The organism is Cupriavidus phytohabitans, from assembly GCF_017815025.1.
Classification (GTDB): Bacteria; Pseudomonadota; Gammaproteobacteria; order Burkholderiales; family Burkholderiaceae; genus Cupriavidus.
The window spans coordinates 78,417-101,635 of sequence record NZ_JAGIQB010000023.1 but is presented as its reverse complement, the minus strand read 5'-3'; the positions used below and the strand labels follow the sequence as shown (position 1 = coordinate 101,635).

General features: G+C 69.8%; 24 protein-coding genes. 15 read left to right on the top strand and 9 right to left on the bottom strand.

What is annotated here, in order from left to right:
* Positions 1-23 precede the first annotated feature (23 nt).
* Positions 24-464, top strand: coding sequence for a hypothetical protein (locus J8I34_RS17595; RefSeq protein ID WP_209806563.1), 441 nt, complete (start codon positions 24-26; stop codon positions 462-464).
* 113 nt (positions 465-577) lie between these two features.
* On the opposite strand, the gene J8I34_RS17590 is transcribed toward J8I34_RS17595, so the two are convergent.
* The gene (locus tag J8I34_RS17590) at positions 578-904 is read right to left on the bottom strand and encodes an H-NS family nucleoid-associated regulatory protein (protein ID WP_209806574.1); all 327 of its coding nucleotides are present in this window, start codon (positions 902-904) and stop codon (positions 578-580) included.
* Positions 905-1,215: 311 nt separating this feature from the next.
* On the opposite strand from J8I34_RS17590, the gene J8I34_RS17585 reads away from it, so the two are divergent.
* Positions 1,216-1,491: a hypothetical protein gene (locus tag J8I34_RS17585; protein WP_029046943.1), complete on the top strand. Its 276-nt coding sequence runs from the start codon at positions 1,216-1,218 to the stop codon at positions 1,489-1,491.
* Between the two features lie 56 nt (positions 1,492-1,547).
* On the opposite strand, the gene J8I34_RS17580 is transcribed toward J8I34_RS17585, so the two are convergent.
* Both J8I34_RS17580 and J8I34_RS17575 read right to left on the bottom strand, forming a co-directional pair.
* On the bottom strand, positions 1,548-2,435 hold the full coding sequence (locus J8I34_RS17580) for a beta-keto acid cleavage family enzyme (protein WP_029046944.1): 888 nt from the start codon (positions 2,433-2,435) through the stop codon (positions 1,548-1,550).
* On the bottom strand, positions 2,432-3,409 hold the full coding sequence (locus J8I34_RS17575) for a 3-hydroxyacyl-CoA dehydrogenase family protein (RefSeq protein ID WP_209806561.1): 978 nt from the start codon (positions 3,407-3,409) through the stop codon (positions 2,432-2,434). The genes J8I34_RS17580 and J8I34_RS17575 overlap by 4 nt, the downstream gene beginning before the upstream one ends.
* A 216-nt stretch (positions 3,410-3,625) precedes the next feature.
* Here J8I34_RS17575 and J8I34_RS17570 point away from each other — a divergent pair, with 216 nt between their 5' ends.
* Positions 3,626-4,558, top strand: a complete 933-nt coding sequence (locus tag J8I34_RS17570) for a LysR family transcriptional regulator (protein WP_209806560.1) — start codon at positions 3,626-3,628, stop codon at positions 4,556-4,558.
* A gap of 220 nt (positions 4,559-4,778) precedes the next feature.
* Here J8I34_RS17570 and J8I34_RS17565 read toward each other — a convergent pair whose 3' ends face one another.
* From J8I34_RS17565 to J8I34_RS17555, 3 genes are all read right to left on the bottom strand, one after another.
* Entirely contained in the window at positions 4,779-4,949 is a 171-nt protein-coding gene (locus tag J8I34_RS17565) for a hypothetical protein (RefSeq protein ID WP_029046947.1), read from the bottom strand.
* A gap of 155 nt (positions 4,950-5,104) precedes the next feature.
* Complete coding sequence (locus tag J8I34_RS17560; protein WP_209806559.1) at positions 5,105-5,770, bottom strand: GntR family transcriptional regulator; 666 nt, start codon at positions 5,768-5,770, stop codon at positions 5,105-5,107.
* A 3-nt stretch (positions 5,771-5,773) separates the two neighbouring features.
* Entirely contained in the window at positions 5,774-7,528 is a 1,755-nt protein-coding gene (locus tag J8I34_RS17555) for an IlvD/Edd family dehydratase (RefSeq protein WP_209806557.1), read from the bottom strand.
* Between the two features lie 258 nt (positions 7,529-7,786).
* Between J8I34_RS17555 and J8I34_RS17550 the strand changes: the two genes are divergently transcribed.
* The 3 genes from J8I34_RS17550 (at position 7,787) to J8I34_RS17540 (ending at position 10,225) form a co-directional block, all read left to right on the top strand.
* Entirely contained in the window at positions 7,787-8,821 is a 1,035-nt protein-coding gene (locus J8I34_RS17550; RefSeq protein WP_209806556.1) for a Bug family tripartite tricarboxylate transporter substrate binding protein, read from the top strand.
* Positions 8,822-9,005: 184 nt separating this feature from the next.
* Complete coding sequence (locus J8I34_RS17545) at positions 9,006-9,905, top strand: NAD(P)-dependent oxidoreductase (protein ID WP_371748094.1); 900 nt, start codon at positions 9,006-9,008, stop codon at positions 9,903-9,905.
* 143 nt (positions 9,906-10,048) lie between these two features.
* The gene (locus J8I34_RS17540) at positions 10,049-10,225 is read left to right on the top strand and encodes a glycine zipper 2TM domain-containing protein (protein ID WP_029046952.1); all 177 of its coding nucleotides are present in this window, start codon (positions 10,049-10,051) and stop codon (positions 10,223-10,225) included.
* A gap of 105 nt (positions 10,226-10,330) precedes the next feature.
* Here the strand turns inward: J8I34_RS17540 and J8I34_RS17535 are convergent, their stop codons facing one another.
* Together J8I34_RS17535 and J8I34_RS17530 are read right to left on the bottom strand one after the other, a co-directional pair.
* Positions 10,331-11,164 (bottom strand): glycosyltransferase family 2 protein, encoded by an 834-nt coding sequence (locus tag J8I34_RS17535; RefSeq protein WP_209806553.1) that lies wholly within the window; start codon positions 11,162-11,164, stop codon positions 10,331-10,333.
* A gap of 28 nt (positions 11,165-11,192) precedes the next feature.
* The gene (locus J8I34_RS17530) at positions 11,193-11,453 is read right to left on the bottom strand and encodes a phosphopantetheine-binding protein (protein ID WP_029046954.1); all 261 of its coding nucleotides are present in this window, start codon (positions 11,451-11,453) and stop codon (positions 11,193-11,195) included.
* 280 nt (positions 11,454-11,733) lie between these two features.
* On the opposite strand from J8I34_RS17530, the gene J8I34_RS17525 reads away from it, so the two are divergent.
* From J8I34_RS17525 to J8I34_RS17485, 9 genes are all read left to right on the top strand, one after another.
* Entirely contained in the window at positions 11,734-12,531 is a 798-nt protein-coding gene (locus J8I34_RS17525) for a COG4648 family protein (protein WP_371748092.1), read from the top strand.
* A gap of 19 nt (positions 12,532-12,550) precedes the next feature.
* Positions 12,551-14,266, top strand: a complete 1,716-nt coding sequence (locus J8I34_RS17520; RefSeq protein WP_209806551.1) for an AMP-binding protein — start codon at positions 12,551-12,553, stop codon at positions 14,264-14,266.
* Positions 14,260-15,237, top strand: a complete 978-nt coding sequence (locus J8I34_RS17515; RefSeq protein WP_209806549.1) for a lysophospholipid acyltransferase family protein — start codon at positions 14,260-14,262, stop codon at positions 15,235-15,237. The genes J8I34_RS17520 and J8I34_RS17515 overlap by 7 nt, the downstream gene beginning before the upstream one ends.
* A gap of 83 nt (positions 15,238-15,320) precedes the next feature.
* Positions 15,321-15,938, top strand: a complete 618-nt coding sequence (locus tag J8I34_RS17510) for a LolA-related protein (RefSeq protein WP_156914360.1) — start codon at positions 15,321-15,323, stop codon at positions 15,936-15,938.
* Positions 15,935-18,433 carry an MMPL family transporter gene (locus tag J8I34_RS17505; protein WP_209806548.1) on the top strand — a complete coding sequence of 833 codons (2,499 nt, stop codon included), beginning with the start codon at positions 15,935-15,937 and terminating at the stop codon, positions 18,431-18,433. The genes J8I34_RS17510 and J8I34_RS17505 overlap by 4 nt, the downstream gene beginning before the upstream one ends.
* Positions 18,430-19,314, top strand: a complete 885-nt coding sequence (locus J8I34_RS17500) for a polysaccharide deacetylase family protein (protein ID WP_209806547.1) — start codon at positions 18,430-18,432, stop codon at positions 19,312-19,314. Before J8I34_RS17505 ends, J8I34_RS17500 begins: the two co-directional genes overlap by 4 nt.
* 50 nt (positions 19,315-19,364) lie before the next feature.
* Positions 19,365-20,579 carry a beta-ketoacyl-[acyl-carrier-protein] synthase family protein gene (locus J8I34_RS17495; RefSeq protein WP_209806545.1) on the top strand — a complete coding sequence of 405 codons (1,215 nt, stop codon included), beginning with the start codon at positions 19,365-19,367 and terminating at the stop codon, positions 20,577-20,579.
* Between the two features lie 9 nt (positions 20,580-20,588).
* Positions 20,589-21,425, top strand: a complete 837-nt coding sequence (locus tag J8I34_RS17490; RefSeq protein WP_245175979.1) for a beta-ketoacyl synthase chain length factor — start codon at positions 20,589-20,591, stop codon at positions 21,423-21,425.
* Positions 21,391-21,906 (top strand): hotdog family protein, encoded by a 516-nt coding sequence (locus J8I34_RS17485; RefSeq protein WP_209775584.1) that lies wholly within the window; start codon positions 21,391-21,393, stop codon positions 21,904-21,906. Before J8I34_RS17490 ends, J8I34_RS17485 begins: the two co-directional genes overlap by 35 nt.
* A 30-nt stretch (positions 21,907-21,936) precedes the next feature.
* Here J8I34_RS17485 and fahA read toward each other — a convergent pair whose 3' ends face one another.
* A complete protein-coding gene (gene fahA / locus J8I34_RS17480) occupies positions 21,937-23,199 on the bottom strand; it encodes a fumarylacetoacetase (RefSeq protein ID WP_029046962.1) in 1,263 nt (420 codons plus the stop codon).
* Between the last annotated feature and the right edge of the window lie 20 nt (positions 23,200-23,219).

Below are 23,219 nucleotides of genomic sequence, written 5' to 3'. Positions count from 1 at the left end.
TCCGCTTAGCCTTCGCCCGCCTGATGAAACGCCTGCCGCGCCTGTCGAATTCCCTGCTGCTGTCGCTTGCCCTGATCGCGCTGCCCGTGTCCGCCGCCGACGCGGCCGTGACGACCGTGTGCAGCGCGGTGCAGGCCGCGGGACTATCGCTGCCGGAACGGCATGCCGCGGCCAAGATGGTAGCCGAAGCCGCACTGGGCGGCGGTAGCGGAGGCAGCTGCCGCGGCGCCGCCGTGCAGGTCATGGCGGAACCCGGCGGACAAGGCGTGCCGCTGCAACTGCAGGACGATGGATCGCCGCAGCCGTCGGACGACGACACCGCTACGCTGCCGGCGCAGCCCGCCGCCGCGGCGGGCGAACTGCCGGAACTGCCGCCCGAGGTGATGGCCCACTGGGCGCATGTGGCGCCGATGGCGACACCGGCGGTATTCAACGGCCTGCTGCCTTTCGCCACGCGCTGCTGAAGCGCCACGCCGCGCCTGGCCGCTTTTCCGACTGTTTTTTTCAGACTGTTTTCAGACGGTTTCCGGCTGCTACGCCTCGACCGCCACACAGCCACTGGCGCTGCGCATGCGGCTTATCCGACGCGGAAGAACTCGATCGATTGCCCCGCATTGACTGCGCGCTGCAGCCAGTCGGGGTATTCGCCCTCGCCGTCCCAGCTTTGCCCCAGGGCATTGCGGTAGAGCGGACGCGGTGCGCCGTTGGCTTTGGCGGCTTTGGCGCTGACAACATCGGCGCCAGCCTCGGGCGCGGCTGCCTTGCGTGAAGATTCCAAAGCGGGCGCCGGGACCTTGTCAAAGCATCCCGCGGCGACCAGGTCGTCAAGCGTCAGCGCATGACGATCCATTTGCTCGTGGATCCAGGCCACCGCAGCGAGTTTGGCTGAATCAGACTCGGACATGACTATCGTGAGAGGCCCGCTGCATTCCCGCGGGCAATGAAGACCGGCGATGGAACCGCAGGCCGGTCGGATAGCCATGATTCTACAGCCTTTGCCTGCGCTGCCGGAGTTTGCGCGTGACCGCGCAGCGCATTTCCTTGCATTTGCCATGTGCTGGCCCTGCGCTTGCCATGCACTGGCCGCGCTGGCCGCGTTGGCCAATGCTGCATGACGGCAATGTCATGCGGGCGTCATGCTGGCGTGGAGGGCGAGTGCCTAGACTTCTCTCTACCGCCGCCCGTCCCGGGCTGCACTCTTACGGAGAAGCATCCATGCAAGCACTCAGGCAAATCCTTGTCGCCACCGCGCTGACTGCGGCCGTGGCCGGCACCGCGCAAGCCGCACCGCGCAGCGTCGATCCGTTCAGCGATGGCGCGCGCAGCGTCACTGGTACGCGCAGCCCGTTCACCGACGGCGCACATACGGCCACCGGCACCCGCAGCAGCTTTACCGATGGCGCACACACCGCCACCGGCACGCGCAGCACGTTCACCGACGGCGCGCACAACCCGAACGGCCCGCGCGACAGCTTTAGCGACGGCGCCTGACCTCCCCAGCCCATGCGCCCGCCACGCAGCCGCCACGCCGCGCACGCGGGACCGCATCAGCGCACCGCGCCGTAGATCCGGCGCGCATCCGCGGCGCCGGCGATGGGCCGGCCCAGCGTGAGCCCGCCTTGCACGGCCTGCGCCACCAGCGCGGCGTTGCCGGGCGCGCGGCTGCCGTCGCGCAGCAGCAGGTTGTTCTCGAACCCTACCCGCACATGGCCGCCGAACGCGGCGGCCGCGGTCACGCAGGCATTCTCTTCGCGGCCAAAGGCGCAGATCGCCCACGGCAGCGTATCGTCGCTTTCCGCGGCCACCTGCAGGAACGGCAGCAGGTCGTGTGGCGACGAGACCTGCCCCGCCGAATAGCGTCCCAGCACATAAAGCAGCGACCACGCGCCAGCCGGCACCAGCCCGCGCGCGCGCAGCCCATGCCAGCGGCGCACGTCGGCCGCGTCGTACAGGATCACCTGCGTCATCACGCGTTCGCGCGCCAGCCAGGCGAAGAACGCGGCCAGCTCGTCTTCCGGGATCTCCGGCACCGCCACTTCGCGCAGCCCCACAGACACGGCTTCTGGCCGCAGCTCGCGCACCATCGCCATCTGCGCGGGGGCCTTGTACACGCCGGCGGCTTCGCTGGTCACCTGCACCAGCAACGAGTCGCCGACCGCCTGCCTTACCGCGGCCAGCGCGTCGCGGTAAGCCTGCACGTCGAGCGAATGGCGGCCCTGCGCGTCGCGCACGTGCATATGCATCATGGCGGCGCCGGCATCGACGCAGGCACGCGCTTCCTGGGCCAGCGCCGCGGCGGTCAGCGGCACCGCGGGATGGTCGGCAGACTGCTTGTACGCGCCGTTGGGCGCCACCGTGACGATCAGCGGCGAATCGGCCAGCGCTGCGCGGGGGGCCGCGGATTGTGCCGAGGCGGACGGATTGGCTTGGGTCATGGCTGGATCCCGGGCAATTCAGGGGCGATCAGGTCGAGGCCGGCACGCAGCAGGCGGTCGTAGCGCGCGCGCTCGGCGTCAATGGCTTCGGGGCTCCAGACATAGAAGCCCTCGCCGCGCTTCATGCCGTGGCGGCCGTCGGCGGCGCGCTCGGCCAGGCAACGGGCGGGATGGTCGTCATTGCAGAAGCTCGGGTACATGGTGGCGCCGGCGGCGGCATGCACGTCGATGCCGGCATGGTCGCGCTGCAGCACCGGGCCCGCCGCCAGGAAACGGAAGCCGAAGCCGAAGCGCACCGCCGCATCCACGTCCTCGGGCGAGGCAATGCCGCGGTCGATCAGGCTGAAGGCCTCGCGCGACAGCGCGTGCTGCAGCCGGTTGGCGAGGAAGCCCGGCAAGTCCTTGCGCACCTTCACCGGCACCATCGCGCAGCGGCGCATGAACGCAATCAGGGCGTCGGCGCCGCGCTCGTCGCTGTCCTCGCCCATCACCACTTCGACCAGCGGCACCAGGTGCGCCGGCATGAAGAAATGCAGGCCCAGCATGCGCGCGCGCGTCTCCAGCCCGGCTCCGATCGCGCTGATCGGGAAGCTCGAGCTGTTGCTGGCGAGCACCGTGTCGGGCCGCGCGCGCCGGACCAGGTCGGCGAACAGCTGCTGCTTGAGTTCGAGCCGCTCGGGGATGCACTCGATCACCAGGTCGACCGTGGCCCAGTCGACTTCATCAAGCGAGGCTGCCACGGACAGGCAGGCGTCGCCCTCGGCGCGGCCGATGGCGGCCAGGTTGTCGCGCACCCGCCCGGGCAGCGCGGCACCGCGCGTGGCGTCGGGCTCGATCACGGTGGTGCGGCACAGGGCGCGGGTCAGCACCACGGCGACGTCGGCGCCCATGGTGCCGCCGCCCACCACCACCGCATGGGCGGCGCGAGGGGGGCCCAGCGGGCTGGTGGTGACCGGCTCGGTCAGGTTCGGCATAGGTTCTCCGGGGAAATCCTGCGGGATTGGTGGGCTGCCCCGGCGGCCACCAGAGCGCGCCGGACAACGGATTCCCGGCAGTGTAGAGAACTCGCTTTGATTGATGAAGTCGATTCTGTGGATAAAATGATCCACAAATCAGATCAATGGCACGATCAGGCCTGTCGTGCCTCTCATGTTTTCCGCGGCGCACACCGCGCCCGCCACTGCCCGACCATGAAACTCAACCTGTCGATGCGGGACATCGAAACCACACTGGTACTCGGCCGCACACTCAACTACCGCCAGGCCGCCAGCCAGTTGCACCTGTCGCAGTCCGCCCTGTCCACGCAGATCCTGCGCATCGAGGAATCGCTCGGCGTGCGGCTGTTCGACCGCACCACCCGCAGCGTGCGCCTGACCGCCGCGGGCCAGGTCTTCATGCAGCAGGCCGCGCTGCTGCAGGCCGCCTTCCGCGGCGCCATCGACGCCGTCACCGGGATTGCCAGCGCCGAGCGTGGCCAGGTGGCCGTGGCGGCGCTGCCGTCGCTGGCGGCCCGCATGCTGCCGCGCGTGCTGATGGCCTACCACCGGGCGCGCCCGGAAGTGGCGCTGAAGGTGATCGACACGCTGTCCGGCCCGGCCTTCGACCTGGTACGCGCGGGCGAGGTGGACTTTGCGCTGACCGCGGCCGATCCGCAGCAGGCCGATCTGCACTACGAGCCGCTGCTGTCAGACCGCTTCGTGCTGCTGATCCCGTCGGCGCACCCGCTGGCGCGCAGCGGCGGCCCGTTGCGCTGGGCCGATACCGCCGCCGCGCCCCATGTATCGATGACGCACCCCAGCAGCGTGCGCCAGTACGCCGAATGGGCCTTCCTGCAGAACAAGATCCGTTTCCAGCCGGTGTTCGAGGCCGAGCACCTTGCCACCATCGCCGCCATGGTCGAGTGCGGCTTCGGCGTGGCGGCGCTGCCCGAGATCGCGGCCGGCACCGTGCGCCAGCCGGGCATCGTCGAACGGCTGCTGACCGCGCCCGTGACCGAGCGCTCGATCGGGCTGGTGACCTCGCGCAACCGCACGCTGTCCCCCGCTGCCGCCGAACTTGCCGCGGCGGTGCGCGCGCAACTGGCGCACCCCGACGCCGCCGGCGCGGGAACGGCGCTGACCTGACGCGATAATGCGCGATACCTCGCCGATGTTCGGCTGTTTGCGCTGCGCAAGGACAAGCTGACGCTGGAAACGACGCGCGAGGGAATTGGTGATTTTCAAGCAGCGTTCAACCAGATCGCCCCGGTGATACAGCGGCGTGGCTCGCCAGCCTGTTGCGTCCGTCGCTGAGCGGCGTGCAGCAGCGCCAGGACAGGCCCGGCGCGCAGCGGGCCTGCCAGCTTCAGGAAGGGTCTTTGGTACGCGTGCGCGAGACGGCCATCATGATGCCGATGCCGAGCACGATCAGGCAGGCAATGCCGATATAGACGGTCGCGAGGCCGGCCGTTGACATCGCCCAGGCGATGCCGCCGACCAGGACCAGCAAGCCAATGATGTATAGCGCGAATGACATGAACCGGCTCCTTGCGGTGGTGACGCTGCTTCCAATGTAGGTAGCGCCATGCGCGCAAGGGATAGGACGATGGCGGACGGCGGCGTAGGCGGGTTCTGACTTCGCTGTGATGCCGCTGTCACGCGGCAGTCGCGGCGACGCTCGACCGGATCCGTTCAGGCAGCGCCCCGGGCCTGCTCCGCGGCGAGATAGGCATCGCGCGACGGCAGCAGGTGGCGCCGGCACAGGTCGACCAGTGCCTCGCGCTCGCCCTGCTGCAATGCCTCGATCATGGCCCAGTGCTCCTGCCGCGCGCGCTCGCGGTAGGCCGCGGCCGCCAGCGTGCCGAAGCGGATCGGGTGGGTACGGCGCGCATAGTCGCCGATGGCCTGCTGCAGCACGGCGTTGCCGGTCAGCGCGAACAGCTCGCGGTGGAAGGCCTGGTTGATGCGGAACACCGCGCGCGCATCGCCGGTGGCCACGGCCGCGTCGTGCTGCTTCTGCACGGCGACCAGCGGCGCCAGCCGCGCTGGCGGCACCGGCAGGTCGATCTGCGCGGCCGCATGGCATTCCAGCACTTCGCGCAGCGCGTACAGTTCCAGCACCTCGCGCGCGGAGAACGCTCGCACCACCGCGCCGACATTGCGCTTGCGCTCGACCACGCCGATCGCCTCCAGTCCCGCCAGCACCTGCCGCACCACATGCCGCTTGAGGCCGAAGCGCGCCATCAGGTCGTCCTCGGTCAGCCGCTCACGCGGGTGCAGCCGGCCGAAGACGATGTCCTCCTCCAGCGTATCGACCGCCTGCTGCATGGTTTCGGCCTGCAGGGTGATGTCGTGCATGGCTCAGCGCTGATGCGGCACGGTATCCACCGTCTGCGTCGCACGCAGGAAGTCGAAGTCGACACCCTGGTCGGCCTGCGTCACGGTTTCCAGAAACAGCTTGCGGTAGCCGCGCCCGGCGCGCGGCCGCTCCACCGGCTGCGCCGCGGCGCGGCGGGCCAGTTCTGCGTCATCGACCAGCAGCGTCACTTCGCGCTCGCGCACCGACAGGCGGATGCGGTCGCCGCTCTGCACCAGCGCCAGCGGCCCGCCGATCGCCGCTTCGGGCGTCACGTGCAGCACGATGGTGCCAGCCGCGGTGCCGCTCATGCGGCCGTCCGAGATGCGCACCATGTCCTTGACCCCGGCACGCGCCAGCTTGCGCGGGATCGGCATGTAGCCGGCTTCCGGCATGCCGGGCGCGCCGGTGGGCCCGATGCGCTTGAGCACGAGAATATCGTCGGCCCTGACGTCGAGCGCTTCGTCGTCGATGCGCAGCGCCATGTCTTCGGCGTTCTCGAATACCACGGCGCGCCCCTCGTGCTCCATCAGCACCGGATCGGCGGCGGACTGCTTGATGATGGCGCCGCCCGGCGCGAGGTTGCCGCGCAGCACGGCCAGGCCGCCGGCCGGATAGATCGGGGCGGCGGCGCTGCGGATCACGTCCTGCGCGAACGGCGGCGGCGCGGCGTCAAGCTCTTCGCCGAGTGTGCGCCCGGACACGGTCAGCGTGTCCAGGTGCAGCAGCGGACGCAGCTCGCGCAGCAGCGTCGCCATGCCGCCAGCCTTGTGGAAGTCCTCCATGTAATGCTGCCCCGAGGGCTTGAGGTCGACCAGCACCGGTGTCTCGCGGCTCATGCGGTCCAGGCCCGCCAGGTCGATATCGATGCCGAGGCGGCCGGCGATCGCGGTCAGGTGCACGATGCCGTTGGTCGAGCCGCCGATCGCCAGCAGCACGCGCAGCGCGTTCTCGAAAGCCTTGCCGGTCAGGATGCGGTCGGGCGTCAGGCGCGCCTTGGCCATTGCCACGGCCGTGGTGCCGGTGCGCTCGGCCACGCGGATGCGATCGGCCGTCACCGCCGGCGCCGACGCACCGCCGGCCACCATCATCCCGAGCGCCTCGGTTACGCACGCCATGGTGCTGGCGGTGCCCATCACCGAGCAGGTGCCGACGCTGGCCACCAGCTGATTGTTGACGTCGGCGATCTCGGCGGCATCGATCTCTTCCGCACGATAGCGGCCCCAGTAACGGCGGCAGTCCGTGCAGGCGCCCACGCGCTCGCCGCGATGGGCGCCGGTGAGCATCGAGCCGGTCACCAGCTGGATCGCCGGCACCCCGGCCGAGGCCGCGCCCATCAGCTGCGCCGGCACGGTCTTGTCGCAGCCGCCGATCAGGACCACGGCATCCATGGGCTGCGCGCGGATCATCTCCTCGGTGTCCATCGACATCAGGTTGCGCAGGTACATGCTGGTCGGCGCGGAAAAGCTCTCATGCACCGAGATGGTCGGGAAGTCGACAGGCAGGCCACCGGCGAGCATCACGCCGCGCCGCACCGCCTCGATCAGCTGCGGCGCGTTGCCGTGGCAAGGGTTGTAGCTGCTGCCGGTGTTGACGATGCCGATCACCGGCCGCGAAAGCGCGTCGTCGGTATAGCCCGCGCCCTTGATTAAGGCCTTGCGCAGGAACAGCGAGAAGCCCGTGTCGCCGTAGTTGGTCAGGCCCTTGGCCAGGCCTTGCGGTTGGGCGTCGTCGGGCTTGCCGGGGTCGTTGGCGGACATGAGGGCTACCTCCAATGAAATTATTGATAATCGATGGCCAGAAGCTTAGCGGCCAATGCAGGCGTGGCGCAAGTCCGGCATCGCAATGCATTTATTAATTTCATTTTGAGATCAGTCGATAGAAAAATACGAATTCATCAATCAAGCGCTGCGACCTACACTTGGCCCCGATAACGAGCCGGGCGTCATCCGCCGGCGGCCAGCCGCCGCCCGCCGATCCATTCCCATTCCAACGATTTCCCGGCACAGGAGACCCACATGCCTGGCATTTCGCCCACGGCCGTCCGCGCCGCCACTGCGTCGCGCCGCACCCCTCGCCGCTCCATCCTGGTCGCTTCTCTCGCATTTGCCGGCATGCTTCTCGCCCCGGTATCGGGCATGGCCGCGGACGCCTACCCCGCCAAGCCCGTCCGGCTTGTCGTGCCTTACCCGCCCGGCGGCGCCACCGACGTGATCGGCCGCACGCTGGCCCAGCGCCTGTCCACCACGCTCGGCCAGCCGGTCGTGGTCGACAACCGCGCCGGCGCCGCGGGCAACATCGGCGCCGAGCTGGTCGCCAAGTCGCCCGCCGATGGCTATACCCTGCTGATGGGCGCGCTCACCAGCCACGCCATCAATGCCGCGCTGTACAAGAGCCGCGTGCCTTACGACCTGGAAAAGAGCTTTGCGCCGGTTTCGATCGTCGGCACCGTGCCGCTGGTGTTCGTGGTCAATCCTTCGGTCAGCGCCAGCAGCCTGCCGCAACTGGTCTCGCTGGCGAAATCCAAGCCCGGCGCCATCACTTTCGCCTCGGCAGGCAACGGTTCTCCGCAACACCTGGCCGGCGAGATGTTCAAGCGCATGGCCGGTGTGGAGATGCTGCACGTACCGTACAAAGGCAGCGGCCCGGCCATGACCGACCTGATCGGCGGGCAGGTGCTGAGCATGGTCGAGACCGTTCCCGCAGCCCAGGCCTACGTCAAGACCGGCAAGATCCGCGCCCTGGCGGTTGCCTCGCCCGAGCGCGTCAACGCGCTGCCCGACGTTCCCACCGCCACCGAGGCCGGGCTCAAGGACTTCGAAGTCAGCTCGATGTTCGGCATCGTTGCACCGGCCGGCACGCCGGCGCCGGTGATCGACCGGCTCAGCAGCGACCTGAAGAAGATCCTGGCTGAGCCGGAGGTCCAGGCCACGCTGCTCAAGCAAGGGGCGATTGCCACGTGGACGACGCCGGCGCAGGCGAGCGCCCGGATCAAGGCGGAGGTCGGCAAGTGGAATACCGTGATCCGGGATGCGGGGGTGAAGCCGGAGTAGGCGTTTCGGCCCTTTGGGCCATTGAGCGGCAAACCCATCGAATTGCCATGCTTGATGCTTGATGATGACGGCTGCGTCACCTGTTGCGCAGCCGTTTCCCCGTCGCTGTATCTGTCGCTGCCTCGAACCCGCCCGTATACTTTGTGGGGGCCTCCAGCCTGCGCCCTCACCGATTCCACAACAAATCAAGCAACGGAGCAGCAGCATGCGTGTCGCATTTCTCGGCCTGGGCGTCATGGGTTTCCACATGGCCGGCCACCTCGCCGCCAAGGGGCACGAGGTCACCGTCTACAACCGCACCGCCGCCAAGGCGCAGGCCTGGGTCGAGCAGTTCGGCGGCAAGTCTGCAGCGACCCCGGCACTGGCGGTGCGCGACGCACAGGTGGTGTGTTCCTGCGTCGGCAACGACGACGACCTGCGCGCGGTGCTGACCGGCCCTGACGGCGCCTTCTTCGGCGCGCCGAGCGGCTGCATTTTCGTCGACCACACCACGGCCAGCGCCAATGTCGCGCGCGAGCTCTACGCCGCGGCCGGCGAGCGCGGCCTGCATTTTGTCGACGGCCCGGTCTCGGGCGGCGAGGTCGGCGCGGAAAAAGGCATCCTGACCATCATGTGCGGCGGCGATGCCGACGTCTACGTGCGCGCCGAGCCGGTCATCGCCGCCTATGCCCGCGCCGTCACCCGCATCGGCGAGGCCGGCGCCGGGCAACTGGCCAAGATGGTCAATCAGATCAGCATTGCCGGCCTGATCCAGGGCCTGTCCGAGGCCATTGCCTTCGGCGAGCGCGCCGGGCTGGACATGCCGCTGGTGCTGGATGTCATCAGCAAGGGCGCCGCCGGCTCCTGGCAGCTGGAAAACCGGGGCCCCACCATGATCGACAACAAGTTCGATTTCGGCTTCGCGGTGGACTGGATGCGCAAGGACCTGGGCCTGTGCCTGGACGAATCGCGCCGCAACGGCGCCGCGCTGCCGGTGACGGCACTGGTTGACCAGTTCTATGCCGACCTGCAGCAGATGGGATGCGGCCGCGCCGACACCTCGTCGCTGATCAAGCGCCTGCGCGTGCATGGGAAGAAGGCCTGATGTGGCGGCTGCGGCGCATGCCGTCGTCCGATTCCTACAACGATTTCGGCGCATGCCGGAAAGGCTGCCGGCCGGCACGGGCCTAAGCTGGACGCATGGGCCCATCCCCCGGGACCGGCCCGGCAACGATGCAGGAGATCATCATGTGGAAACTCGCGGGCGCGCTCCTGATAGGCGCGAGCATGGCGCTGGCTGGCTGTACCGCGGCGGGCGCAGTCGCCGGCGGTGTGGCCGGCCATGAACTGACCGACGGCAGCACGGCCGGTACCATCGGCGGTGCCGTGGTCGGCGGCGTGATCGGGCACGAGCTGGGCAAGTAGCTGGGCAAGTAACAGCTGACAGCTTCGCGCTTCGGCACGGGCAGCTTCGGAAAGGCAGGAAGGCCGCATTGCGCGGCCTTCTTTGCTTTGCCGGACGGCCCGTGCTCAGCTCGGGTGCCGGGGCGCAGCCTTGCCGGCAAGCCGCAAGCGCCGCCACAGCAGCGCCGGCAGCCGCACCACGCATCCGGCCAGCAGCCGCAGGTGCATCCCGGTCAGCAGCAGGTTGTCACGCAGGTAGCGGAAGTGCGAGACGCCGCCTTCGCCCCGTGCAAAGTAGCGGACCGGTGCGGCCACATTGATGGGGCGGACACCACGCCAGCACAGGCGGACCGCTGCCTCGGGATCGAAATCGAAGCGCCGCATCCAGCGCGTTTCGTGCATCACCGCGCGCAGGGGCGCGATCGGGTAGACGCGGAAGCCGTAGAGAGAATCGCCGATCCCGGCCCATAGCGTCTCGACATCGGCCCAGAAATTGGACATGCGCCGCCAGTAGACCCGTTCGCGGGGCGCGCTGGCGTCAAATACCGGCTGGCCCAGCACCATCGCGTCCGGCTCGCGCTGCGAGATCGCCATGAACTCGCCGATCAGGTGGGCAGGGTGCTGGCCGTCCGCATCCATGACCAGCACATGGGTGAAACCCTCCGCCGCGGCGGCTTCGATGCCATGCAGCACGGCCGCGCCCTTGCCCTGGTTGCTGGGCAGCGTCAGCACGCGCAGCGCCGGGGCGGCACCCTCGGCCTCGGCTTGCAACCAGCGATCGCTGCCGTCGGTGCTGCCGTCGACCACTACCCATACCGGCGTCCAGGCTGCGCGCGCGGCCTGCAGCGTGCCATGCAGGCGCATGCCGGGGTTGTAGCTGGGGATCAGCACCAGGTGGGACCGCTGCGCCGCGTCGGCGCCCGCCGCCGGCACCAGGCGTGGCGTGGCATGCTGGGGCATGTCGCGCTCCGGATCCCGGGTGGCAGGCTCAGCTGGCGCGCTGCGCCGCGACGTAGGCAGCGAGGCTGCCGAGCGACGCGAAGATGGTCTTGTTGTCGGGATTGTCCGAACGCAGTTCGACCCCGTACTTGCGCGACACCAGCAGGGCGATCTCCAGGATGTCGATGGAGTCCAGCCCGAAGCCTTCGCCGTAAAGCGGCGTGTCGGCGGTGACGTCTTCCAGTCGCAGCTCTGCGATGTCGAGTTCGTCGATGATCAGGCGGGCGAGTTCGGTTTCGAGTTCGGTCATGTTGCAACAGAGGGGCCGCCGCGGCACGCAGCCGGTCCGGATCGTCCCGGCGCGCCGTGGGGGCCAGCCGATGCTACCAAAGGCCCCGATGGCGGGCTAGCCGAGAGAAGTTTGGTAACAACATCAACAGGGCTTTGGGGAATCCTGGCACCGCGTAGGAGGTCTTTTAAGGTATAAAGCGTTCGCTTCGGTAGCCTGGCACACTCGTGCGGCTTTTGAGTTTTGCCAATCTTGGGCCACCGATTGAAGTGCCGTTTGCCCTACATGATAACGACTAACGATGTCCTCGAGCCAATCTTCCTTCCCCCACGGCCGGTCCGCGCCGGACCAGCCGATCGCCAGGGCCGCTACGCCGCAGGCAACCCCTTTGGTGGCCGGCCGGGGATGGATGTTCGGGGTCGCCGGGTTCGTCGCCTATGAATGCGCGCTGCATTATGCCGCCCATCGGGCAGGAGCCGAAGTCGCCGCATTGTTTCTTGGCGCCCTGCCGTTCGTTGCGATCGGTTTCCTGACGGCGGTGCGCACGGCTGGCCGAAAACCGGCGCTGTTCGCACTGCTTGCGGCATGCACAGCGCTCTGGCTCTGGCGTACGCCGCTGTCGCACCATTTCGGCTGGACTTACCTGATGCAGCATGCCGGCGTCAACGTTGCCCTCGGCCTGATGTTCGGCCTGACGCTGCGTGCCGGCCGCACGCCGCTGTGCGCGCAGATCGCCGCCGCGCTGCACGGCGAACTGACGCCGTCGCACGCCCGCTATGCCAGGCGCGTAACGCAGGCCTGGACCCTGTTCTTCGCGGCCATGGCGGGCGTCTCGACGCTGCTGTTCGTGCTGGCGCCGGTGGCGACATGGTCGAACTTCGCCAACCTTGGCACGCCCGTGCTGATCGCCGCGATGTTCGCTGCCGAAGCGGCATGCCGCCGCATCGCCTTCCCCGGCATGCGCCACGGCGGCCTGCTCGATGCGGTGCACGGCTATCGCGCCGTGATGGCGGCGAGGGCGGCGAGGGCGGCCCGGGCGGCCCGGGCGACCAAGGCGACCGGGGCCGTGGCACCGGCGCGCGCCGGGATGCCGCGCTGAGGCGCGCCGCGGTTCTGCCATGACTGAGATTCCGCTCATCGCGCGCACCTCACCCGGCGCCATCCTGGCCTGGGTACAGGGCCGGCCCGTCACCGTGCGCGAGTTCCTGGCCGACGTGGCGCTGCTGGCCGCCGCGATGCCGGCGGGGGGGCACGTCTTCAACGCCTGCGCCGACCGCTACCACTTCACCGTAGGCCTGTGTGCCGCGCTGCTGCGCGGCAAGGCCACGCTGCTGCCGTCGTCGCAAACCCCCGAGACGGTGCGCCAGCTCAGTGCATTCGCCCCGGACGTGTTTTGCCTGCGGGACCAGCCGGCCCCGGCAATGGCAATGCCGGTGTTCGACTATCACCAGGGCGTCGTCGCCGCCGCGGATGAGAACGCATGCTCCGATGTGCCTTCGATTCCCGCCGACCGCGTCCTGGCCTACGTCTTCACCTCCGGCTCGACCGGCACCCCGGTGCCGCACCGCAAGACCTGGGGGGCGATGGCCCGCGGCGCGCGTGCCGCTGCGCAACGGCTGGGCCTGTGCGACGGGCGCGCATGGACCCTGGTCGGCACGGTGCCGCCGCAGCATATGTTCGGTCTGGAGGCCACCGTCATGCTGGCACTGCAGGGCGGCGCCGCTCTGGCGTCGGCACCGGCGTTCTACCCGGCCGACGTCCGCGACGCACTGGCCGGAGTGCCCGCGCCGCGCGCGCTGGTCAGCTCGCCGGTACACCTGCGCACGCTGGTGCACGCGGACATGGCCATGCCCGCCGCCGACCTGCTGTTGTGCGCCACTGCCCCGCTCGGCCGCGATCTGGCTGCCGCTGCGGAAGCGCTGTTCCACGGCCCGTTGCGTGAAATCTACGGCAGCACCGAGACCGGCCAGCTTGCCACCCGCCGCACCGCGCAGGAAGACATCTGGACGCTGGTGCCCGGCGTCCGGCTGCAGCCGCGTACGGCGGACGGCGCAGCAGACACCATGACCTGGGCCGAGGGCGGGCATATCGAGCAACCGGTGGCGCTCGGCGATGCCATCGAACCGCTGGATGCGGGGCACTTCCTGCTGCACGGCCGCAAGGGCGACCTGCTCAATATCGCCGGCAAGCGCACCTCGCTGGCCTACCTTGACCACCAGCTCAATGCCATCGACGGCGTGCAGGACGGCGCCTTCTTCATGCCCGGCGACAGCCACGAAGGCGATGCACAGGGACACGTGGTGCGGCTGGTGGCAGTCGTCGTGGCGCCGGGCGTGACCCCGGCGGCGATCCTGCAGGCGCTGCGCGAGCGCATCGACCCCGCCTTCCTGCCGCGCCCGCTGCTGTTCGCCGAACGCCTGCCGCGCAATGCCGCCGGCAAGCTGCCGCGCGACACGCTGGCGGCGCTGGTGGCGCAGTTGTCCCGCGCGCGGGATGTCGCAGCGGCCCTGCCCGCCTTTGTCATCGACGCCGGCCACCCCGCCATGGCCGGCCATTTCCCCGGCAATCCGATCGTGCCCGGCGTAGTGCTGCTCGACCACGCCTTGCTCGCGCTCGGGTCCGCACTTGGGCGGCCGCTGGTGCCCACGCAGGCCGGGACGATCAAGTTCCTCAGCCCCGTGCGCCCCGGAGAACGGGTCGAAATCGAACACGACGCCGAGCCGGCCACGGACGGCAGCGAACGCTTGCGCATCACGCTGCGCAGCGCGGGACGCGAAGTGGCCAGCGGCACGCTGCAACTGCGCGCCGCTACTTCGGAGGGCGGGCCATGCTGACCTGGCTGTGGAAGCGGCAAGCGCCGGTGGAGGCCGCCGACTGGTCCCGGCACAAAGAGCGCAGCAACATCCCGCTGCTGCGCGTCATGACGTGGATCTCGCTGGCGCTGGGACGTCCGGCCGGGCGCGTGGTGCTGCGCCTGATCGCGGCCTATTTCACGCTGTTCTCGCCAGCGGCGCGCCATGCCTCGCGCGCCTACCTGGACCGCGCGCTGGGCCGCGAGGCCAACTGGATCGACGGCTACCGGCATGTATTCACCTTTGCCTCGACCATCCACGACCGCATCTACCTGCTCAACGGCCGCTTCGACCTGTTCGACATCCGCCTCCACGGCGAAGGCCTGCTCGAAGCCGCCATGGCGCGCGGCCGCGGTGCGATCCTGCTGGGCGCGCACCTTGGCAGCTTCGAGGTCGTGCGCGCGCTCGGCCGGCAGCATCCGGACATGGAGGTCGCCATCACCATGTACGAGGAAAACGCGCACAAGCTCAACGACGTGCTGCAGTCGATCAACCCCGCCATGCGCCAGGACGTGATCGCGCTGGGCCGCTTCGACACCATGCTGCGCGTGCGCGACTACCTCGACCGAGGCTACATGATCGGCATGCTGGCCGACCGCACCTTGTCGCAGCGCGCCACCGATCCGGTGCAGCAATGCGACTTCCTCGGCGCGCCCACCGGCTTCCCGACCGGGCCACTGCGCATGGCCGCCATGCTGCGCCGGCCGGTGTTCTTCATCACCGGGCTGTATCGCGGCGGCAACCGCTACGATGTCCACTTCGTGCCGCTGGCGGACTTCTCGCAAACCGCGCGCGGCCAGCGCGAAGCCGCGGTGCAGTCGGCACTCGACGGCTATGTGCGCCTGCTGGAGAAATTCAGCCGCAAGGCGCCATACAACTGGTTTAATTTCTATGACTTCTGGCACGCCGGCCCGCCGCTGTCGGAGCAGCCGCCGCCGGGCAACGAGCCATGAGCCCATTGAGCGTCTTGAGCGTTTTGAAAGCCTTCGATCCTGACCCGATCTTTTCCGCCAGGCGCGCCGGGCCCGCCCAGCTCATTCTCCGCGCGCTGCTGCCGTGGCTGCTGGCAGGCGCCGCGTTCGGCATCGCGATAGCGGGCAACGCCGCCGCCCAGTCCGTGCCTGCCACGCGCCAGGCCGCGCCCGCCTTCGGCGTCGACCAACTGATGTCCACGCTGGCGCAGCGCAAATCTGGCCGGGTCCGCTTCACCGAGACCAAGTACCTGGCGATGCTGGCCAGGCCGGTGCAGTCTTCCGGCGAACTGGTCTTTACCGCGCCCGACCACCTGGAGAAGCGCACCGTATCGCCCAAGGCCGAGAGCATGGTGCTCGACGGCGACATGATGACGGTGGAGCGCGACGGCAAGCGCTTCACCATGCCGCTGCAGAACTACCCCGAGCTGGCGGCCTTTATCGAGAGCATCCGCGGCACGCTTGCCGGCAACCGCCATACGCTCGAGCGCTACTACAAGCTCGGCCTCGAAGGCCGCGCCAGCCGCTGGACGCTGACGCTGACGCCGGCGGACTCGCGCATGGCGGCGGTGGTCAGCCAGGTGCGCATCGATGGCCGCCAGGATGCGCTGGACCGCGTCGAGATCCGCCAGGCCGACGGCGACCGCTCCGTCATGACGATCCGCCCCGCCGGCCACCCATGAGCGCAGCCCCCCGTACGCCGCCCCCCTTGCCCCCCTCGCCCCCCTCGCCCCCCTCGGCGCCGCGGCGCTTTACCCTGCCCGGCGCGCGCCTGGCGCTTGCGCTGTGGCTGGTCGCGCTGCTGGCGTGTGCGGCGGTGATCAGCCGCACCAGCTTCACCGCCGACCTGTCCGCCTTCCTGCCGCGGCTGCCCAGTGCCGAACAGCAGTTGCTGGTCAGCCAGCTGCGCGACGGGCTGGTGTCGCGGCTGATCCTGGTCGGCATCGAAGGCGGCGACGCCGATGGCCGCGCCGCGGTCTCGCGCGCGATGGCGGCGCAGTTGCGGCGCGATCCGCGCTTCACCGCGATCCAGAACGGCGAGCCGCTGAACCAGGACGCCGACCGTAAGTACGTCTACGGACACCGCTACCTGCTCAGCCCCACCGTCACGCCGGAGCGCTTCAGCGAGCACGGACTGGCGCGCGCCGTGAACGACTCGTTCGAGCTGCTGGCCTCGTCGGCCGGCCTCTTCACCAAGGCACTGCTGCCACGCGACCCCACCGGCGAAGTCGCGGCGATGCTGACGCAGCTCGACGCCGGCCAGCGCCCCCCGCTGCATGCCGGCGCCTGGGCCTCGCGCGACGGCAAGCGCGCGGTGCTGCTGGCGCAGAGCGCGGCCGCGGGTTCGGATACCGACGCGCAGGCGCAGGCCATCGGCGCAATCCGCGATGCCTTTGCCAGTGCCGCGGCGAACGGCCCCTACCAGCTCGCCATGACCGGGCCCGGCGTCTTCTCCGTCAAGTCGCGCGACACCATCCGGCACGACGTCGAGCGCTTGTCGACCATCGGCGTGGCCATCATCGTCACGCTGCTGCTGGTGGTCTACCGCTCGGTGCCGCTGCTGGTGCTGGGACTGGTGCCGGTAATTAGCGGCGCGCTGGCCGGCATCGCTGCGGTCAGCCTGGGTTTCGGCGGCACCGTGCACGGGCTGACGCTGGGTTTCGGCACCACGCTGATTGGCGAGGCGGTCGACTATTCGATCTACCTGTTCGTGCAGTCGGCGCAATACACGCGCAACGGACAGCGCGACAACCGCGCCTGGCTGGGTGGGTTCTGGCCCACGGTGCGGCTGGGCGTGCTGACCTCGGTCTGCGGTTTTGCCTCGCTGCTGCTGTCGGGCTTTCCCGGGCTCGCGCAGCTCGGCTTGTACTCGATCGCCGGGCTGGCAACGGCGGCGCTGGTGACGCGCTTCGTGCTGCCGCAACTGGTGCCTGCCACGCTGCACCTGCGCGACGTAACGCCGCTGGGACGCCGACTGGCGTGGCTGGCCGACCGCGCGCGCCGGCTGCGCTGGCTGGTGCTGTTGCTGGTGGTCGCCGCAAGCGCCGTGCTGGCGACGCATCGCGGCACGCTGTGGGGCCGCGAGCTGGCCGCGCTGAGCCCGGTGCCCGCGAGCGAGCAGGACCTCGACGCCTCGCTGCGCGCGGACCTTGGCGCGCCCGACGTGCGCTTCCTGGTAGTGCTGTCCGGCCCCGATCAGGAGAGCGTGCTGCAGGGCGCCGAGCGCGTGGCCCACGAACTCGACCCGCTGGTGGCGCAGAACTTCATCGGTGGCTATGAAAGCCCCGCGCGCTACCTGCCCAGCGACGCCACCCAGCGCGCGCGCCAGGCCAGCCTGCCGCCGCCCGCCGAGCTGGCGCAGCGGCTGCGCGCGGCCGTCGCCAGCCAGCCGGTGCGGGCCGACCTGTTCGCACCGTTCCTGGCCGAAGCCGAGCAGGCTCGCACCGGCCCGCTGCTGCGGCGCGAAGACCTGCGCGGGACCTCGATGGCACTGGCGGTCGATGCGCTGCTGACGCAGCGCGACGGGCGCTGGAGCGCGACGCTGCCGCTGCGGGCTCCTGCCACAGCGAACGCCGCGCATGCCGGCGACGGCGTCGACAGCGCCGCGGTGCGCGCCGCGGTCGCCCGCGCCGATGTGCCCGATACGCTTTTCGTCGACCTCAAGGGCGAGTCCGACCGCCTCTATGCCGGTTACCTGCGCGAAGCGCTGCTGCTGTCGCTGGCTGGCCTGCTGGCCATCGTGGCGCTCCTGGCGATCACGCTGCGCTCGCCGCGCCGCGTGGCGGCCACGGTACTGCCGCTGGCCGCCGCCGCGGTGGTCGTGCTGGGCGGACTGGCCGCCCTGGGACAGCCGCTGACGCTGCTGCACCTGGTGGGCCTGTTGCTGCTGGTGGCAGTAGGCTCGAACTACGCGTTATTCTTCAATGGCGCGGCAGCGGGCCAGCCCGGCGCGGCCAATTCCCCGCACACGCTGGTCTCCCTGCTGCTCGCCAACCTGACGACGGTAGCCGCCTTCGGGCTGCTGGCGCTGTCGAGCCTGCCATTGCTGCGGGCGTTCGGCCTGACGGTCGGCCCCGGCGCCATCCTGGCGCTGTGGTTCTCTGCGATCCTGGCGCGGCCCGCGGCCGCCCCGAATGCCGGGAATGCCGCGACCGGACCGGACCGGAGTACGATATGAACCGCTTTTCCGCATCCGGCGGCGCCTGGCACGACACACCGCCAAGCCGCCGGTGGCGCCCCAGCCCGCTGCTGTACGGCGCGGCCGCGGTCCACGTGGCCGGCATCGGCGCCATGTTCACGCATCCCGGCAGCATGGTCCCGGCACTGGCAGGCATTGCCGCCACCCATGCGGCCATGTGCGCCGGCGGCTTGTGGCCGCGCAGCACGTGGCTGGGGCCCAACCTGCTGCGGCTGCCGCCGTCCGCGCTGGATTGCGTAGCGCTGACCTTCGACGATGGCCCCAATCCGGCGCTGACGCCGCGCGTGCTCGACCTGCTCGACCAGCACGGCGCGCGCGCCACCTTCTTCTGCGTCGGCGAGCGCGCCGCGGCGCATCCGGCGCTGGTGCGCGAGATCGTGCGCCGCGGCCATGCGGTGGAAAACCACAGCATGCATCACCGGCTCAATTTCTCCCTTTTCGGACCGGGCCGGATGCTGCGCGACATCAGCGCGGCGCAGCAGGTGCTGAGCGACATCACCGGGCAGGCGCCGCGCTTCTTCCGCGCGCCGGCCGGGCTGCGCAACCCGTTCCTGGAACCGGTGCTGTGCCGCCTAGGGCTCCACCTGGCGGCGTGGACGCGGCGCGGCTTCGATACCCGCTCCGGCGACATCGCGGCGCGCGTGGCGCAGCGCCTGACCGGCAAGCTCGCGGGCCGCGACATCCTGCTGCTGCATGACGGCAATCCCGGCGTCGATCCGGCCGGCAATCCGCACTGCACGACGGTGCTGCCGGACCTGCTTGCCGCCATCAACCGGGCCGGGCTGCGTTGCGTGACGTTGCGCGCGGCGGTGGAATCAGGGCATGCCGACAGCCGTACAGGACAGTCGCCGACAAACTGACCGGCCCCGGCTTGTTACAATTGGCCCATCCCCAGGAATCGCGCAAAGCCTTGTCTCCGCTACTGTTTTCCCACTTCACGGCCACCAGCTGCATCGGTACCGGCGCAGACGCCACCTTGTCGGCACTGCGCGAACGGCATGGCGGCCTGGCGCCCTGCCGGTTTGGCGACGTGCGCCTGGACACCTATGTCGGTGAAGTGCCGGGACTGGATGCGGTGACGTTGCCAGCGCACCTGTCGCACTTCGACTGCCGCAATAACCGGCTGGCATGGCTTGGACTGGAAGCGGACAACTTCGCCGAGCGCGTACGCGAAGCCGCGGCGCGCCATGGCGCGGACCGCATCGGTGTCTTTCTCGGCACCAGTACCGCCGGCGTGCTGCAGACGGAACTTGGCTATCGGCATCGCGATCCCGATACCGGCGCGCTGCCGGCGGGCTTCCACTATGGCGGCACGCACAACCCCTATTCCCTGCCCGGCTTCGTGCGCGAGTACCTCGGCCTTGGCGGCCCGGCGGTGGCGATATCGTCGGCGTGCTCGTCCGGCGCCAAGGTCTTCAGCTCGGCCCGGCGCATGATCGAAGCAGGATGGATCGACGCAGCCATCGTGGGCGGCGTTGATTCGCTGTGCCACACCACGCTGTATGGCTTCAATTCGCTGGAGCTGCTGTCGACGCAGCCATGCCGCCCGTACGATGTGGCGCGCGACGGCATCTCGATCGGCGAAGGCGCGGCGTTCGGGCTGCTCGAGCGCGTGCCGGACGCGCCGGATGCCGATGCCATCCTGCTGGCCGGCATCGGCGAGTCGAGCGACGCGCACCACATGTCGACCCCGCACCCGGAAGGACTCGGAGCTCGCCTGGCCATGGAACAGGCGCTGGCCAGCGCCGGCATCGCCGCGGCGCAGGTAGGCTACGTCAACCTGCACGGCACCGCCACGCGCAGCAACGACGCCGCGGAGGCGCTGGCCATGGCCGCGGTGCTGCCGGGTACGCCGTGCAGCTCGACCAAGGGCGCCACCGGCCACGCGCTCGGCGCGGCCGGCGCACTGGAGGCCGTGATCTGCGCGCTGGCATTGCGCCATGGCCTGCTGCCGGCCGGCATCAACACCACGCAGCCGGACCCGGCGCTGGGCGTGAACTACCTGCTCGTTAACCGTGACGTTAAGCGCGACGCGCCGCTGCGCTATGCCATGAGCAATGCGTTCGGCTTCGGCGGCTCCAACTGCAGCCTGCTGTTCGCGCGCGCGGACGCGGCGTCCCACTGAGCCAGCGCCATGCCGCGACCCGCTTTGCAACCCGCTTTGCCACCCGTCTATATCGAAAGCATCGGACTGCTCGGCCCCGGCATGAATGGCTGGGACGCGGCCCGCGAGATGCTCGCGGGCCGCGCGCCCTACACGCACGCGCCGACCGAACTGCCGCCACCCGCTGGCCTGCCGCCCGCTGAGCGCCGGCGCAGCGGCCCGACCGTGCGCCTGGCGCTGGGCGTGGGCCAGCAGGCCGTCGCCGCAAGCCGCCGCGATGCCGCGCAGCTGCCGACGATCTTTACCTCGTCGAGCGCCGACGGCCAGAACTTCCACGAGATCTGCGAAGCGCTGGCCGAGCCGGACCCGCTGATGTCGCCGACGCGCTTCCACAACTCCGTGCACAACGCCACCGCCGGCTACTGGGCGATCGCGGCTGGCGCGATGCGCACGTCCAACGTGCTGTGCGCGATGGACGGCAGCTTTGGCGCCGGGCTGCTCGAATGCGCGCTGCAGGTGGCGGGCGATGCCGAGGCCTGCCTGCTGATTGCCTACGACACCGGCTACCCCGAGCCGCTGCACAGCCATCGGCCCATCCCCGACCCGTTCGGCGTGGCGCTGCTGATGACGCCGCAGCCGACACCGCTGGCGCTGGCGCAGCTCGAGGTCTCGCTGACGCAGGCCGGCGCCGACACGATGCCGGATGCCGCGCTGGAGGCGCTGCGCAAGTCGGCACCGGCCGCGCGCGCGCTGCCGCTGCTGGCCGCCATCGCGCGCGGAGACACCGGCGCGGTGGTGCTCGATTACCTTGGCCGGCTGCAGATCCGGGCCAATGTGGCCAGCCTCGGCACCGCCACCAAGGCCTGACACCGTGAAGCTGCCCGCACCCGTGCGCGACCACGACTGGATCGCGGCGCGCATTCCGCACCAGGGCACGATGTGCCTGCTCGACGGCGTGCTGGACTGGGACGAGGACGTGGTGCGCTGCGTGTCCGGCACGCATGCGCGGGCGGACAACCCGCTGCGCGCGCAGGGGCGGCTGGCGGCGGTCTGCGGCATCGAATACGCGGCACAGGCGATGGCCGTGCACGGCGCGCTGCTGGCCGCGCAGGAAGACAGCCCTTCGCCCCCGCGCTCCGGCTACCTGGCGTCGGTACGCAAGCTCGAACTGCTGGTGGAAAGGCTGGACGATATCGACGCGCCGCTGCTGATTGAAGCGCGGCGCGTCAGCGGCGAAGGCGCCAGCGTCCTGTACGCCTTCACCGTCAGCGCGGAGGGCCGGACGCTGCTGTCAGGCCGGGCAGCGGTGATCCTCGATGCCGCCCGGCATGGCACGCACGCTGGCTGAAAAGCCGGCTGAAGCGCCGGCCGACGCACCTTAGCGCGCGGGCAGGATCTTGCCCGCGACCGTGCCGAAGCCGACGCGGTAGCCCTCGCCCTGGCAGTAGCCGGTCATGATCACGCTGTCGCCATCCTGCAGGAAGCCGCGCTGGCTGCCGTCGGCAAGCGTCACCGGCTCGGCGCCGTTGCGGGTCAGCTCCAGCATGCTGCCGTAGGAGTCCGGCGTGGTGCCCGAGATCGTGCCCGAGCCCATCAGGTCGCCCACGCGCACATTGCAGCCCGACACCGTGTGGTGCGCCAGCTGCTGTGCCATGGTCCAGTACATTGCCTTGAAGTTGGTGCGGCAGATCGTGCTCGGCGCGGGCGCGCCTTCCGGCTGCAGCGACACTTCCAGCGCGATGTCATAGGCGTTCTTGTCCTGCTGCTGCAGATACGGCAGCGGCTGCGGCGACTGCTCGGGATTGTCGCGGCGGAACGGTTCCAGCGCGTCCATCGTCACCACCCACGGCGAGATCGAAGTGCCGAAGCCCTTGCTGTTGAACGGCCCCAGCGGCACGTATTCCCACTGCTGGATATCGCGCGCGCTCCAGTCGTTGAGCAGCACCATGCCGAACATATGCGCCGGCGCATCGGCGGTGCTGACGGGCTCGCCCAGCGCCGATTCCTTGCCGACGATAAAGCCCATCTCCAGTTCGAAATCCAGCTTGCGGCAAGCGCTGAACACCGGGCGCGCTTCATTCGGCAGCTTGATCTGGCCGTTCGGGCGATGCAGCGGCGTGCCGCTCACCACCACCGAGCTGGCGCGGCCGTTATAGCCGATGGGGATTTCCAGCCAGTTCGGCAGCAGCGCGTTGTCCGGATCGCGGAACATGCGGCCGACATTGGTGGCGTGTTCCTTCGACGAATAGAAGTCGGTGTAGCCCGGGATGTCGACCGGCAGGTGCAGCGCCGCGGCGGACATCGGCACCAGCGCCTTGTCGCGCAACGCTGCGTTGTCGCGCAGCGCTGCATCCTCGCCGGACAGCAGCGCGGTCAGGCGCTTGCGGGTCTCGCCCCAGGTGGACTTGCCAAGGGCGATGAAGCGGTTCAACGTCGCCGCGGCGAACGTGCCCTTGGCAGCGGCGGGCAGCAGGCCGGCGTCATCGAGCGCGGCCAGGTCAAGGATCTGGTCGCCGATGGCAACGCCGACGCGCGGCGACTGGCCTTTGACGGAGAACACGCCGTAAGGCAGGTTCTGCAGCGGGAAATGGGTCTGGCCGTCGTTGGCGCTGTCGATCCAGCTGGTTTGGGGGGCGGTCATTGGTTCACTCCAGAATTTGT